This is a genomic window from Nitrospiria bacterium, from assembly GCA_035517655.1.
Classification (GTDB): Bacteria; Nitrospirota; Nitrospiria; order JACQBZ01; family JACQBZ01; genus JACQBZ01.
This window is the reverse complement of the sequence record DATIYJ010000021.1, coordinates 1-14,122: the sequence shown is the minus strand read 5'-3', so window position 1 is coordinate 14,122 and position 14,122 is coordinate 1. Positions and strand designations below refer to the sequence as shown.

The window sequence follows — 14,122 nt, the reverse complement described above, 5'->3', positions numbered from 1 at the left end:
ACCTAGTCAACACAAAATTTAGCCCGGAATTCTTTGATGGGGCCCTTTATCCGACCTGCCGGCGAAAAATGCGGCTGCTGAACGCGATGCTGACGGCGTCGAAAACCAGAAGGACGGCCAGGACCTTGACGATATCCGTCCAAAGCCATCCGCCGACGATCAAGTCCCGGACCGCCTCGGTGGCGTAGGTCATCGGGTTGAATTGGGCCAGGAACGCCATCCAGCCGGGCATGGCCTGGCTCGGCACCAGGGCCGTGGAGAGAAAGATCAACGGCAGGGTCAAGAATCCCGTCAACGCGAAGAAATTGCCGTGCCCTTTGATGGCGAACGCGAGCGTGAGCGATATCGCGATCAGGCCCAGGCCGAAAAGCAGGCCTACCAGCATGATAAAGGCCATGCCCAGCAGGCCGCTGTGGGGATAGACCCCGAACAGCAGGAAAGCCACCAGAAGAATGACCAGGATCTGGACCGACGTGATGGCCATCACGAAGATGAAGCGGCTGTAAATCAGCGAATTCCGGCTGATCGGGGCCGAAAGCAAGCGCTCCAGGAAACCGCTTTCTTTGTCGAACAGCAGATCGACGCCGCCGGACAGGCCGCTGTTCAATACCGTCATGACCACCACCCCGGCCGTCAGGAAGGTGATATAGTTCGGACCCTTAAAACCCGGGATCTGGGCCGTCCTCTGAAAAAGGTTCCCGAACAGGATCAGCCAGAACAACATGGGCTGGATCAGCCCAAAGACCATGCTGATCCGCTCCCGGGACAATCGCTTGACCGATCGCATCGTCAGGGCGGTCGTTTCTTGAAGAATCCATTTCATAACAGGGCGCTGTCCTCTTTGATCTTGTGGCCGGTGGAGGTGATGAAGACGTCTTCCAAGGTCGGGCGGGAATACTGGATCGCGAGAATCGGGTGGCGGTGCTCATGGATCTTCTGAATGAGCGGGGCCAACGCCTCTTCGTTCGAGGTGACGCGGATCTCCAACTCATGGTTTCCCGGAGAGACCTTGATCTCGTTGACGAACGGCAGTTCTTTCTTCAATCGGCCGGCCAACTCCTCCAAGCGGTCTTCTTGCGGGCCGAACTGGATCGTCACCCGATCCCCACCGAGGCCTTTCTTCAATCCTTCCGGCGCCCCCAACGACACCAGGCGCCCCCGGTCCAGGATGGCGATCCGGTCGCAGAGTTGATCCGCCTCGTCAAGATAATTGGTCGTCATCAAAATCGTGAGTCCTCCCCGCTGCAGCCGGCGGATGTATTCCCAGATCCGGATGCGGCTTTCCACGTCGAGGCCCAGCGTCGGCTCATCGAGAACCAGGACCTTGGGGTCCGGGATCAGGCCGCAGGCGATGTCCAGCTTCTTTTTCATGCCGCCGGAATAGTGGGTCACCAGATCATCCGCCTTCTGGGACAGATCCACCAGCTCCAGCACCTCGCGGATCCGTTTTTGGGCCTCCGCTTTGCTCAAGTGATACAGGTCGGCCACCAGAATCAAATGCTCCCGTCCGGTCAGAAAACGATCGACCGCTTTCTCCTGCGGGACGTACCCGAGCACCTGACGGACCTCCCGCGGCTGCGTCTCGACATCGTAGCCCCAGACCATCACCCGGCCTTCGGTGGGTTTCAGCAAGGTCAGGATCGTGCGGATCGTCGTGGTCTTGCCGGCCCCGTTCGGGCCCAGCATGCCGAAGACTTCGCCCGGCTCCACGTCGAGGGTCAGATTCTCCAGGACGGTTTTCCCGTTAAACGTCTTTTTGAGATTTCGTATCTCGATCGCTTTCATTCATTTATAGGGGCTCGTGTCGCCCCCTCCGCTTACGGAGCCTCCCCTCCCTGCCTGCCGGCAGGCGGGTCGCACGCCTTGCTCGCTGGATGTTTACCCGTTCGCCGTTACATCCGAAAATATTTTGTGCAGCCGCTTTAGACCGTTGAGAATGGACAAGCCCGGTTGCAGGATGTGGGCCGACTTGATCTCGTGAATCCGCCCGCGTTTCACGGCCGTGATCGTCTCCCAACCCGGCCGTCGCGCGATGCGTTCGGGTCGGACTTTTCGGCCGCACCACGAGGCCACGATGATCTCCGGGTCCCGTTGGATTACCTCGTCCGATCGGACGACCCGGTCCGAAGCGGATCGGGCCTCCCGTCGTTCCGCGAAAATATCCTCGCCCCCGGCCAGATCGATCAGTTCGCCGACCCACCGAATGCCGGAGATCAGGGGGTCATCCCATTCCTCGAAATAGACGCGCGGCCGCCGCGAAATGGCCTTGGCCGAGGCCCGAACTTGGCCGAAGGCCGCTTCCATCATCGCCACGAGCCGGAGGGCGTCGGCCGGTTTGCCGATGATCGCCCCGATCATCTGAACGGCCTGCAGGATCTCGACGAGGCTCCGTTGATTCAATGTGATCACGGTGACTCCGCGCCGGATCAGGTCCCGCGCCGCGTCGGCCTGAAGGTCCGAATAGGCCAGGACCAGGTCGGGTTTCAGCGCCAGCACCCGGTCCAATCGGACGGTGGTATAGCCGCCGACCTTCGGTTTGCCGCGGGCCTCCGGCGGCCAGGTGGTGTGCCCGCTGATTCCCACGACGCGATCGCCCGCGCTCAGGGCGTACAGGATCTCGGCCGTTTCGGCGGTAAGGCAGACGATCCGGTAAGGCGCGGCGACCGTCATTGTTCGATCCGAACCTTTGGCATTTAAGGCCGGGCCAGGCTTACAACCTGCGGGTTCGCGCCTTTTTTCTTGATCGGGTCGCGAACGCGATAGCGCGTCCGGTCTCTCAGTCGTGCGTCGGAGAAAGCCGCCATGCGTTCGGCGCATTTGTTGCACGCCCCGCAATGCATCATTCCATGGGGGCTGAGACAGGAAAACGTCAACTCCAGCGGGAGCCGGCGGCCCCGCTCCATCACCTCCTGTTTGCTCAACCGCGAAAACGGCGTCAGGATCTCCAGTGGGCGGTTCAAGGCCCGCCGGACCAACTGCTGGAAGCCGGAGAAGAATTCCGGCGAGCTGTCCGCGAAGAGGTTCGTCTTAAGCGGTCCGAGCGCGATCGCATCGAGATCGTTCAGGCCGCAGTACACGACCGCCTTGGACAGGAGGATCAGGTTGCGTCCCGGGAGGTAGACCTCCTGCCACCCCGACGCCAGATCCGGCACCGCGTCTCCCGTCATGCTCCAATGGGCCCCATAGACGTCCTCCATCGGAAGATCCAGAATTTGAAGCGGTCCGATCGCCGGGCGGGCGACGGCTTTCAGAAAACGTCGGAGCCAATAAAGCTCGGCTTCTTCCCAGACCAGCCCGTTGCGAATGTAAAGCGGGATGACGCCGGCATGGCGTTCGGTCAGATCGACGAGCAGGATGCTCGAATCCGAGCCGCCGCTGGCCAGGACGCCGACCCGCCTGTCCGGCGGGCGGGTCGAGCCGGGATTCTTTTCGGCCTGTTTTGGGATTTTCTTCGGTGCCAAAGACGATCCTGTCCCATCCCTAAAACGGTTCAATAAGGTTGTTACTCTACCAGAGGCATGATCCTAAATCAAGTGAATCGACGGGCCGGAAGGCGGTGCATAATAAGGAGGTGCATAATACGGAGAAGCGTTAAAGAACCGTCCGTGAGCCTGGCGTGGAGATGTTCAACGGCAGCCGCAGCCCTTGGAAGCGGACGTTCCGCAGCAGACCGCCTTTTCGGAAGGCGGACAACAGTCGGTCTGCTCCGCCGGGGGACAACAGGAAGATGCTTCGCTCTCGAGTGTTGGGGCCTTGCCGCGAAAGAAGCGTCGTAGAGAATCGGGAACTTCTCGAAGTTTGCGCGTGCGCGCGGACGGTTTTTGCGATGACGCGTCGCGATAGGCCTCCCGGAGAATCGCGTCAACGATCATCGCGATCGGGGCCTCCGTGTATTCTTTTCCCTGAAAAACCCAGACCCGGCAATTCACGGGGCCGCCGCCGGCGCAGGCCTCGCAGGATTCGCAACGACTCTCGCGAAACTCGAGCGCGATGTCCTTCCCGTTGATCCGGATGGTGGGAGAGCTGAAAAAGCCGAGCGCCTTGGCCTGGGCTTCCGATTCGACGAGGATCTTCCGGACCGAAACATCGGCGCCCGCCGCCTCCAGGATCCGCGAGACCTCGGACAAGGCCTCCTGGAGGTTGGCGTCGGTTCCCTTGCAGCGGGTGCAGACGGTGAGATCGATGTAGAGAAACTCGATATTGATCATTCGACGAGTCGTACGGGAACTCGTGTCACGGCCCTTGAGAGTTTCCATTCCGGTTCTCCTTCCTATTCGGGTTCGTCGTGTTCCTTGATGCCCTATTAGACGGAGGAAGGCCGAAAAGGATGCAAGCGTTGGTGGATCAGCAACCCGTACAGTCGTCTTCCTTGGATTCGTAGTCGGAAATCCTTCCCCGGCGGTCGAACTCGAAAGCGCAGCATTCCATCATCAGCCCTTTTAGCTTCGCCCGCCCTCTTTGCACCCGGGCTTTCGCTCCGGACAAGGAGATTCCCTGTTTCTCTCCGATTTGTTTTTGCGTGAGCCCTCGTAATTCGGACAAAATCAGCGCTTCCCGATAAGGCTCGGAAAGTCTTTCGATCATCGGCCGCACGCACTCCCCCAATTCTTTCAAAACCCGGCGGTCGTCCTCTTCGGAACGAGAAAGTCCCTCCGGGATCTCTCCCATTGGCTTGCGGCTGCGATAATAATCGATGATCGTGTTGCGCGTTATTTGATAAAGCCAGCTCCGGACCCGGCCGCTCTCTTTAAGCGTGTCCATTCTCGAATGGACTTTTACAAAGATATCTTGAAGCAAATCCTCCACGGCCGCTTCTTCCGAAACGCGCTTTTGAATGAAACGGCGGAGGGCGGCGTGGTATTCCTTCCAAAGGGCTTCGATATCCATGCGTCGGCTCCGGCGAGAGTCAGGCGGCCTCGATTCGGGATAAAACTTCTTCGACTTTCTTCTCGATTTCGTCCCGTATTTTTCGAAATTGTTCGAGCGGAAGATTTTTGGGGTCTTGAATCTTCCAATCCTCGCGTTGTTTGGCCCGAACAAACGGGCATTCATCGCCGCAGCCCATGGTCACCACGAAATCGTATTCGACGGCCGGAATTTCCGCGAGCGACTTCGAGACGTGCTTGGTGAGATCGTAACCGACTTCCCGCATCGACTCGATCGCTTTCGTGTTCACCTTCCCGGACGGGCGGGAGCCGGCGCTGTAGATTTCGATCCCCCCCTTTCCATGGATGCGCGCGAACGCCTCCGCGATCTGACTGCGGCACGAATTCTCGACGCAAACAAACAAAAGCCGCTTCATGGAGTCTGCTCCTGCAACTTCGCGCAACAGCCCTTTTCCTGAACGCAGCGGCAGCCCCAGACGCCGAGATACGCGCCCAAGAACGGGGCTAAAAGATAAATCCACAGTAAATGGAGATTTCCCGATACGATCGCCGGCGCCAGGGAACGCGCCGGGTTCATCGAGGCGCCCGTGATCGGACCGGCGAACAGGGCTTCGAGCCCGACCACGCCGCCGATCGCGACGCCGGCCATCACACCGGTTTCTTTGGCCCCGACCGAGACATTGAGAATGACGAACATCAGCAGCAATGATAGAACAATCTCAAGACCGAAAGATTGGGCGATCGAGCCCGACGGAATCGTAGCGCCCAAAGTCGCATCTTGGGGAAAAAGAAGACGAAGCAGGCCGCTGGCTACAAATGCCCCCGCGCATTGGCTGATCACGTACGGCAGCACTTTTTGACCTGTAAAGCGCCCCGAAACCCAAAACCCGAAGGTCACAGCCGGATTGAGATGAGCGCCCGAAACATTTCCCACCGTGTAAACCATCGCCGTCACAATCAGTCCGAAGGTCAGGGAGACGCCGACATGCGTCACCGAGCCGCCCGTGACATCATTAATTACAATGGCGCCGGTTCCGGCAAAAACAAGCGCAAAGGTTCCGAAGAGTTCGGCCCAATACGGTTTCATCCGCGGCCTCGTTGTTGTGGACCAAGTCTAACATGAAAGCTTAAGTCGTCGCCACATCGAAGTCCGTTTCGGCGAGGCTTGACCGACATCGTCAGCGCACGCTGACCTGAATCAGTTTCCCGTGTGTATTTCATCGCAATGCGGCCGTCAGCAAGCCCAACAATGCCCCACCCGCGATCAGCCATGTCGAATTGATTCTGAACCGGATCAGCAAGGCCAAGGCGATAACGGCGATCAGGATCGTGAGGGGATCGGCCAGCGATGCCCGGCCCAATTGCCATGACACGGCGGCCATCAAACCCAGCGAGGCCGTATTGACGCCGTCCAACAGTCCTCCGACCCAGACCGACTCGCGCATCCGGGGAACCAGCGGATTTGAGATGGCGACAAAGAGGAATCCCGGCAGAAAAATGCCGAGCGTCGCGATCAGCGCCCCCGGCATCCCGCCCAAAATAAAGCCGATGAATGTGGCCGTCGTAAAGAGCGGCCCGGGCGTAACCTGACCGACCGCAACGGCGTCCATCAATTGAGGGTCGGTGAGCCAGCCGAACCGGACGACGAAATCGGCGCGGAGAAATGCAAGCAGGACATAGCCGCCGCCGTACAGGACCGCTCCGATCTTAAGAAAAGTCAGGAATAAAAGCGGAAGGCTGAACGCAGTCATCATAGCCGCAGAGGACGCGACCATGTTCCATCCGGTGAACGGCAGCACGGGAAAAAGTCCCGCGATTGGATTTCTTGATCGTCGGACGTTCGCGCCGATCATGACGACCAGTCCGCCCGCGAAGAGAAGTCCGATTTCGTTCACGCCCAGAAGATACAAAACGAGAACCGCCGTCCCGACGACGGCGGTGAGCGGGCCTTTCACGGCCATCCGTCCCAGGTTCCAGAGCGCCTGCACGATGATCGCCATGATGACGGGCTTTACGCCGTACAGCAGCCACGCGGCCTGGGGCGTCGCGCCAAACCGCACATAGACCCAGGCCAGCGCCGTGACGATGAGCATGGCGGGCAGGACAAAGCAGAGGCCGCCGACCATCAGCCCCGGCCATCCCGCCCGCCGGAAGCCGAGATGGATCGCCATCTCGGTCGAGTTCGGGCCGGGGATCAGGTTGGTCGCGCCGACCAGATCGAGGAATTCCTGGTCGCTCAGCCACCCGCGGCGCCGAACCGTCTCATCGTGCATCATGGCGATATGGGCCGCAGGCCCGCCGAAGCCGGTCATGCCCAGCTTGAGAAACAACGCGGCCACCTCGATCAGGCTCTGCAATAACGATGGGTTCATTTTTGGAAGCGATTCACGCAGACCGATGCCGCACCCACTTTATGCAGCCGGGCTTGGCGCTCGTGAGGGGACCGCCCTTCTTTACCTCGATCATTATAAATAATACTATGCCTGCAAGGAAAGATAGTCTATCTTCTCAAATCTGTTGACCGTGTCATCCGCCTTTAGTATGATGACATTGTTGTCCACACCCCGGAGGGATTCGTGTACAAAGTCACCAAGGCCATCGAATTCTGCTACGGCCACCGACTGATGAACTACGACGGCAAATGCCGCCATCTCCACGGCCACAACGGAAAAGTCGAGATCGAGTTGGAAACCGAAAAACTGGATCCGATCGGGATGGTCCGGGATTTTACGGAGGTGAAGGAAGTCGTCGCGGGCTGGCTGGATCGGGAGCTGGACCACAAGATGCTCTTGAGGAAGGACGACCCCGTGCTCCCGACGCTTCAGAAGATGAACGAGCCGGTCTATCTCTTCGACACCAATCCGACGGCCGAGTCCATTGCAAAATTGATTTTCGAATTTGTGCGTTCGAAAGGATTCCCGGTCTCGGAAGTCCGGATGTGGGAGTCCGAGAGCTCCTTCGCGGCCTATAAAGGGTTATAGGGGCTTGCGTCGCGGCCATTGCCTGTGGGGGCCCGTGCGGCGAAATAAAAAAACTGTTCCTCCGATGCCCCCACGCCCCGCGCTCGGACTGGCAAAGCCAGATCCTCGCTTATCCCACCGGCGAAGCCGGATGGAGCCTCCCCCTCCCTGCCGGCAGGCAGGTCGCTCGCCTTGCTCACTGATTAAGTTCCCAGCGCTCCCAGGACCTCGTCGCTGTGGCCGTCCACCTTGACCTTCCGGTAAATCCGGGCGATCTTTCCGTCTTTGTCGATCACGAAGGTGCTCCGCTCGATTCCCATGTAGGTCCGGCCGTACATGCTTTTCTCTTTGTAAACCCCGTAGGCTTCGGCGACTTTTTTATCGGTGTCGCTCAGCAGGGGAAAGGGGAGATGGTATTTCCCGGAAAACTTCTTGTGGGATTCCAGGTCGTCGAAGCTGACGCCCAGGACGACGGCTTCTTTCTTGTCGAACTTCGGCCGTTCGTCCCGGAAACTGCAGGCCTCTTTCGTGCAGCCGGGCGTGTCGTCCTTGGGATAGAAATATAAAACCACGTTTTTCTTCCCGCGGAACTCTTTCAACGAGATCTCCCTTCCATCGGTGGAGGGGAGACGGAAATCGGGCGCGGCGTCTCCGACCTTTAATTCTTTTTTAGCCATGGTCTGCTCCTGGGGTTGTTCCGGCTCGACGGCTTCGTCGATCTTTAGTCTCCGATATTCCAGGGCCGGTTCGCTTCCTTTCGGGAGCGGTGTTCATCCGTCATAAATCCGAGCAGGTCGATCAACCGGCGACATTGCTGCACGAGGTCCTCGGATTCGAGGAGGAACTGCTTCTCGATCGGGGTCGTGTCCAGCTCGGAGGAGAGCAGTTGCACGAGCCGTTCATCGTCCAAGCGCATATCGAGCAGGGTGTTGATCTGATTTTCCCAGCCGCGGAGCTGCGCATAGCCCTGCAGCGAACGGATCAGGTCGCTCCGGAGGGGGTCCGGCAACGCGGCGGCGGCCTGTCCCGACGGACGGGCCGCTTCAATCCAGCCCCGGCGGTAGCTTTTGTCATAAAACTGTTTCTTGACGCGGAACGGGTCCAGGCCGAACAGAACCAGGTTGTAGCGGCCGTCGTTCAAGCGATGGACCTGCATGATCCGGCCGACGCAGCCGATCGGGTGGATCGGCGGACCGCCGTAATAGTCCTTTTCCCAGTTTTCTTTCAACAGGACCATGCCGATCATGCGGGCCGCTTCCGCGGAATCATTCAGGGCATCCTCGACCATTTCCCGGTATCGCGTTTCAAAGATATGAAGCGGGAGGTAGGTTTGGGGAAAAAGAACGGTCGCAGGCAACGGAAACAGCGGGATGATTTTGGGCAGATGGTCCTGGGCCATGTCAGGGAGCCTCGCGATGGATCTCGACCGCCGAGTAGGCCATGATCGGCTCAATGGGCGGGGCGGTTTTTCTCAAACGCAGCGTCAGCTTTTGCGCGCCGAATTCCCGAAGCACGACCTCGGCCAATCGTTCGGCCATGGTTTCGATCAACCGAAACTGTTCTTTGCGGGCGATCTCGATCAGCCGTCGGGAGATCGCGGCGTAGTCGAAGGCGTCGCGGAGCCGGTCCGTTTGCGCAATGCGACGGACGTCGCATCCGATTTCCAGATCCAGCGAAAAACGCTGGCCGGTTTTCTGTTCCTCCGGCGTGATCCCGCAGTGGCCGTAAAATTCAAGATGGTCGATGATCAATTTATCCATGCCGCCCTTCTCCGGAACCGACTCTATCAGATCGCACCCCGGACATCAATCAATCTTCCGTAGGGGCGACGCATGCGTCGCCCCACCATGCGCCCCTACATCTGAAACTGCGCATCATACAGCAGCGTGTACAGGCCGCCCCCGGCGAGGAGCTCCTCATGGGTCCCCCGCTCGATGATCCGTCCGTTTTGAACGACCAGGATCTTGTTGACGTGCTTGAGGGTCGAGAGGCGATGGGCGATGATGAAGGTCGTGCGATGGTAGGTCAGGGCGTCCAGGGCCTCCTGGATCTTGGCCTCGGTCTCGGTGTCGATGTTGGAGGTGGCCTCGTCGAAGATGATGATCGGCGGATCCTTGAGCAGCGCCCGCGCGATGGCGATCCGCTGTTTCTGGCCGACCGAAAGCTTCACGCCGCGCTCGCCGATCCAGGTCGAGTAGCCGTCCGGGAGCGCGAGAACAAACTCGTGGGCCCGGGCCGCCTCGGCCGCCGCGCTCACCTCTTCTTCGGTGGCGTCGAGGCGTCCGTAGAGGATGTTCTCGCGCACCGTTCCGTTGAACAGAAACGGCTCCTGGGCCACGACGCCGATCTGATCCCGGAGATCCGAAAGTTTCAGATCGCGGACGTCGTGCCCGTCGATCGTGATCACGCCCGTATCGACGTCGTACAATCGCATCAGCAGTTTGATGATCGTGCTCTTCCCGCTCCCGCTCGGACCGACCAGCGCGATCTTTTCACCCGGAAAGGCCTGGAGCGAGATCTGCTGGAGGACCGGGGCGTTCGGGCGGTAGTGGAACGAAACGTTCTTGAACTCCACGAACCCCCGGACCTTTTGAGGGAGAGCCGCCGCGCCGGGCCGGTCGGAAACCTCCGGCACGGCGTCCATGATCTCGAAGACGCGCTCTCCCGACGCCAGCGATTGCTGGAGCATGTGATTCACCGAATGGATCTGGTTGATCGGCGTGTAGAACAATCCCAGGTAGCTCAGGAAGGCCACGAGGCCGCCGACCGTCATCCGGCCGTCCAATACCTCATGGGTGCCGAACCAGAGAATGAGGAGGGTGCCGGTCGAGGCGATCAGGATCATTCCGGGAGAATAGACCGACCAGATGCGCGCCACCCGCAGGTTGCCGCGGCTGTATTCCAGGCTTTGCCGGTTGAACCGCTCCACCTCATACGCTTCGCGATTGAAACTCATCGTCTCGCGGATCCCCGAGATGCTGTCCTGAAGAAGCGCGTTCAGCTGGGCCGCCTGGTGTCGGATGACGTGATAGAGTTTGTGGACCCGCGTGGTGAAGACCGTCGCGCCCAGAACCAGAAAGGGGATCGGGACGAGGGCGATCAGGGCCAACGGCCAGTTCAGGAAAAAAAGCACCGTCATGATTCCCAACAGCGTGAGGCCGGCCATCACGAGGGCCTCCACGCCGTCGATGAAGATCCGCTCCAGGTTGTTCACGTCGTTCACCACGCGGGACATGATCTCCCCCGTCGCGCGGTTTTCGTAATAGCTCACGGAAAGCCGCTGAAGGGCCCGATAGATCTGGTCGCGCATGTCGTAGATCACGCGCTGCTCGAGCGTGTTGTTGAACCGGATGCGCGCCGAGTTCAGCAGGTTCCGGCCCACATGGGCCCCGACCAGCCCGAGGATCAGCCACTTGAGCAGCGGGAGGTTGCCGCCGCGGATCACGTCGTCGATCACGCGCTTGAGCAGCCAGGGGGGGACCATCTCGAGCGAGGTGGTGAGCACGGCGCAGGCCAGGGTCAGATAGGCCAGGTGTTGATACGGTTTGATGTAGCGTATGACACGAAAGAGAGAGCGCATCAATCCGTCTCTTCATCCTGCGGTTTCATCCAAAACCGCTCGTATTCTTTGAGGTGGGTCAGGGTGGAGAAGTCCCGCATCCGGTCCAGGAAGACCTTGCCGGCGAGATGGTCCAGCTCGTGCTGGATGACCACGGCCGGAAAGTCCTCGGCCTCCAGCCTCCGCTCTTTTCCGTTGCGGTCCCAAAAACGGACCGCCACGGTCTTGGACCGGGGGACTTTCCCGCGAAAGCCTTCCACGCTCAGACAGCCTTCCCATCCGTCGACGGTTTCATCCGATTCGGAGAGGAAGACCGGGTTGACCAGGATCAGCAATGGAACGTCGGGCGCCCAGGGATACCGCTTGCTGTTATGGACCTCGATCACGGCGATCTGTTTGGACTCGTGCACCTGGGGGGCGGCCAGGCCGACGCCGTCGTATTCATGCATGGTTTCGATCATGTCGTCGATCAGTTTCTGGGTCGCCGGGTTTTTCAATTCCGAAAGAGGGACCTCTTTCGCAATCTGCCGCAGGATCGGGTTGCCCAGTTTTGATGTTTTCAGGATCGACATTGAATTTCCCCGATCGTTCATCCGGCCGGTGCGATCCGGGGACCTTTTTCGAGACGGTGCAGGCGGGCCGTCATCCGTTCCAGCGGGATCATGTCGCGCGTTCTCCGGCCGATCTCGATCCCTTTTCGGTAGATCCCCTTGGCGGTTTCCACCTTTCCGATCTTTTCCAGCGCGCCGCCGAGATGTTCATAAACGACGGTATAGTCCGGCTTCAGCGCGATCGCCCTTTCAAACGCCTCGACCGCCAAGTCGAATGAAGCGGCCGACTCCTCGGCCAGATAAGCCTGTCCCAGGCTGAACCAGAGCATTTCGCTCTCCGGCTCGACGGCCAGCACTTTCTTGATCCGCTCGATTTTTTCCGTAGCCATCGAACCGTCCGCAAACGATGAAAGAGGTGTGATGCCCTAGTATAGGGGAGTTGTCGTTCAGCGTCAACCGGGAATCGGCCCCGAGATCGTTATTGACTTGACGCAGTCTTTTTGTTAATTTAGTCACACTATGACGATAACCAACCGAGACGAACTCAAAAAGATGGCGAACACCATCCGCAAGGACATCATCCGGATGACCGCGGCCGCCGGCTCCGGTCATCCCACCAGTTCCCTCTCGACCGTCGAGATTTTGACCACGCTTTTCTTCCAGGTCCTGCGGCATGATCCGAAGCGGGCGGACTGGCCCGACCGGGACCGGTTCATCCTGAGCAAAGGGCATGCGGCGCCCGCCCTCTATTCTTTTCTGGCGCGCAGCGGCTACTTTCCGGTGGAGCAACTCAGCACCTTGCGAAAGCTGGACAGCCCCTTGCAGGGCCATCCTGAGCGACACCGGTTGGGCGGCGTCGAGGCCTCGACCGGCTCCCTGGGCCAAGGCATCTCGATCGGCATCGGCATGGCGCTGGCCGGACGGCTGGACCGGAAGGACTACCGGGTTTACGTCATGACGGGGGACGGCGAGTTGGATGAAGGACAGGTTTGGGAGGCCGCGTTGTATGCCGGAAACCACGGCCTGGATCATCTCACCGTGATGGTCGATCACAATCAGGCCCAACAGGACGGCTGGGTGAAGGACGTGATGGATCTGGCCCCGCTCGCCGATAAATGGACGGCCTTCAAGTGGCATGCGATCGAGATCGACGGACATGACTGGGACCAAATCGCCAAGGCCTTTGACGAAGCCCGGGCCACGAAGGGAAAGCCGACCGTGATCATCGCCCGGACGATCAAGGGCAAGGGCGTTTCATTCATGGAAAACAAGCCTGAGCTTCACGGAATTCCGCCCACGCCGGAACAAATGGAGCAGGCGTTGGCCGAACTCGACCAGCGATAACATCTTCCCAATCCTTCGGCCCGCTGTCAACGCACCATGAGCGCGCAGTTTAATTTTAATCGAACCTCACAACGACTCCTTTGGGGTGGCGTCGCCGGTCTCCTCTTCGCGGCGGCCGTCGTCACGTCGGCCCAAGCGCCCGCCAACGTCCTTCAACTCATTACAAACGAGGATGTCCTCCGCCAGAATCAAACGGCCAAGGAAAAGGGGTTGACCGAAGTCGGCCGGTCGATGCTTCTTGAATTAAAAGACGGTCCGGAGATCGATGTCGTCCGTCCGGGCGGCGGAGAGATCGGTCAACAGCCGGTCGAGATCGACGTGGAATTCAAGCAATCCAAAGACGGGGCCGAGCCGAACATGTCCACACTGAAGGTACGGTATATCAAATTCTTCACCATCGACATTACAGACCGGGTCAAGCCGTATGTCGTGGCCAACCGGATCCATGCCACGGAAGCCCAATTCCCGAAGGGAGACCATACCGTCGAGCTGTATGTCGAGGATACCCACGGCAAGGCCAGCTCCAAGGTGATCGAGTTCAAGGTGCTGTGACGCGGCTACTCGTTTTGGCTGATTGACATCCCCTCCCATTTTGGATATAAATAGCGGATGTACATTTGTTCACCTTGTTTGGGTCCATCGGCGGCCTTCTTCTTTTCCAGATCACCGGACGCGGGAATAGCTCAGCGGTAGAGCATCGCCTTGCCAAGGCGAGGGTCGCGGGTTCAAATCCCGTTTTCCGCTCCAAATTTAAAAATCATATATTTAATATAGATTAGGGCGAATTGTAATTCGCCCGTAATTTTAAAAAGTAATAAATAT

The 14,122-nt window shown here is 59.2% G+C and carries 18 protein-coding genes and 1 tRNA gene; 4 read left to right on the top strand and 15 right to left on the bottom strand.

The features are described from left to right. Positions 1 to 46 precede the first annotated feature (46 nt). The 9 genes from VLY20_04405 to chrA form a co-directional block, all read right to left on the bottom strand. Positions 47 to 823, bottom strand: coding sequence for an ABC transporter permease (locus VLY20_04405; protein HUK55879.1), 777 nt, complete (start codon positions 821 to 823; stop codon positions 47 to 49). Next, complete coding sequence (locus VLY20_04400) at positions 820 to 1,785, bottom strand: ATP-binding cassette domain-containing protein (GenBank protein ID HUK55878.1); 966 nt, start codon at positions 1,783 to 1,785, stop codon at positions 820 to 822. The genes VLY20_04405 and VLY20_04400 overlap by 4 nt, the downstream gene beginning before the upstream one ends. Before the next feature lie 93 nt (positions 1,786 to 1,878). After that, complete coding sequence (locus VLY20_04395; protein HUK55877.1) at positions 1,879 to 2,670, bottom strand: cobalamin-binding protein; 792 nt, start codon at positions 2,668 to 2,670, stop codon at positions 1,879 to 1,881. Between the two features lie 23 nt (positions 2,671 to 2,693). Then, positions 2,694 to 3,461, bottom strand: coding sequence for a 7-cyano-7-deazaguanine synthase (locus VLY20_04390; protein HUK55876.1), 768 nt, complete (start codon positions 3,459 to 3,461; stop codon positions 2,694 to 2,696). Positions 3,462 to 3,626: 165 nt separating this feature from the next. Next, positions 3,627 to 4,256 carry a DUF2703 domain-containing protein gene (locus VLY20_04385; GenBank protein HUK55875.1) on the bottom strand — a complete coding sequence of 210 codons (630 nt, stop codon included), beginning with the start codon at positions 4,254 to 4,256 and terminating at the stop codon, positions 3,627 to 3,629. An 88-nt stretch (positions 4,257 to 4,344) separates the two neighbouring features. After that, positions 4,345 to 4,887, bottom strand: a complete 543-nt coding sequence (gene sigZ, locus VLY20_04380) for an RNA polymerase sigma factor SigZ (protein ID HUK55874.1) — start codon at positions 4,885 to 4,887, stop codon at positions 4,345 to 4,347. Positions 4,888 to 4,906: 19 nt separating this feature from the next. Next, on the bottom strand, positions 4,907 to 5,302 hold the full coding sequence (locus tag VLY20_04375) for an arsenate reductase ArsC (GenBank protein ID HUK55873.1): 396 nt from the start codon (positions 5,300 to 5,302) through the stop codon (positions 4,907 to 4,909). Beyond that, positions 5,299 to 5,973, bottom strand: a complete 675-nt coding sequence (locus tag VLY20_04370) for an aquaporin (GenBank protein ID HUK55872.1) — start codon at positions 5,971 to 5,973, stop codon at positions 5,299 to 5,301. The genes VLY20_04375 and VLY20_04370 overlap by 4 nt, the downstream gene beginning before the upstream one ends. Positions 5,974 to 6,103: 130 nt before the next feature. Next, the gene (chrA, locus tag VLY20_04365) at positions 6,104 to 7,258 is read right to left on the bottom strand and encodes a chromate efflux transporter (protein ID HUK55871.1); all 1,155 of its coding nucleotides are present in this window, start codon (positions 7,256 to 7,258) and stop codon (positions 6,104 to 6,106) included. Between the two features lie 204 nt (positions 7,259 to 7,462). Here chrA and VLY20_04360 point away from each other — a divergent pair, with 204 nt between their 5' ends. After that, a complete protein-coding gene (locus tag VLY20_04360) occupies positions 7,463 to 7,867 on the top strand; it encodes a 6-carboxytetrahydropterin synthase (GenBank protein HUK55870.1) in 405 nt (134 codons plus the stop codon). Positions 7,868 to 8,049: 182 nt separating this feature from the next. On the opposite strand, the gene bcp is transcribed toward VLY20_04360, so the two are convergent. The 6 genes from bcp to VLY20_04330 all read right to left on the bottom strand — a co-directional run bounded on the left by bcp (position 8,050) and on the right by VLY20_04330 (position 12,345). Next, positions 8,050 to 8,523, bottom strand: coding sequence for a thioredoxin-dependent thiol peroxidase (gene bcp / locus VLY20_04355; protein ID HUK55869.1), 474 nt, complete (start codon positions 8,521 to 8,523; stop codon positions 8,050 to 8,052). A gap of 44 nt (positions 8,524 to 8,567) precedes the next feature. Next, positions 8,568 to 9,245 (bottom strand): LON peptidase substrate-binding domain-containing protein, encoded by a 678-nt coding sequence (locus VLY20_04350; protein ID HUK55868.1) that lies wholly within the window; start codon positions 9,243 to 9,245, stop codon positions 8,568 to 8,570. A gap of 1 nt (position 9,246) precedes the next feature. Beyond that, the gene (gene folB, locus VLY20_04345) at positions 9,247 to 9,606 is read right to left on the bottom strand and encodes a dihydroneopterin aldolase (protein ID HUK55867.1); all 360 of its coding nucleotides are present in this window, start codon (positions 9,604 to 9,606) and stop codon (positions 9,247 to 9,249) included. Between the two features lie 95 nt (positions 9,607 to 9,701). Then, entirely contained in the window at positions 9,702 to 11,426 is a 1,725-nt protein-coding gene (locus tag VLY20_04340) for an ABC transporter ATP-binding protein (GenBank protein ID HUK55866.1), read from the bottom strand. Continuing rightward, a complete protein-coding gene (def, locus tag VLY20_04335; GenBank protein ID HUK55865.1) occupies positions 11,426 to 11,977 on the bottom strand; it encodes a peptide deformylase in 552 nt (183 codons plus the stop codon). The genes VLY20_04340 and def overlap by 1 nt, the downstream gene beginning before the upstream one ends. Positions 11,978 to 11,994: 17 nt before the next feature. Continuing rightward, positions 11,995 to 12,345, bottom strand: coding sequence for a hypothetical protein (locus VLY20_04330; protein ID HUK55864.1), 351 nt, complete (start codon positions 12,343 to 12,345; stop codon positions 11,995 to 11,997). A gap of 130 nt (positions 12,346 to 12,475) precedes the next feature. On the opposite strand from VLY20_04330, the gene VLY20_04325 reads away from it, so the two are divergent. The 3 genes from VLY20_04325 (at position 12,476) to VLY20_04315 (ending at position 14,047) form a co-directional block, all read left to right on the top strand. Beyond that, positions 12,476 to 13,300, top strand: a complete 825-nt coding sequence (locus tag VLY20_04325) for a transketolase (protein ID HUK55863.1) — start codon at positions 12,476 to 12,478, stop codon at positions 13,298 to 13,300. Positions 13,301 to 13,336: 36 nt separating this feature from the next. Further along, positions 13,337 to 13,852, top strand: coding sequence for a hypothetical protein (locus tag VLY20_04320; GenBank protein HUK55862.1), 516 nt, complete (start codon positions 13,337 to 13,339; stop codon positions 13,850 to 13,852). A 120-nt stretch (positions 13,853 to 13,972) separates the two neighbouring features. Beyond that, positions 13,973 to 14,047: transfer RNA gene (locus VLY20_04315), tRNA-Gly, on the top strand. Positions 14,048 to 14,122: the final 75 nt, after the last annotated feature.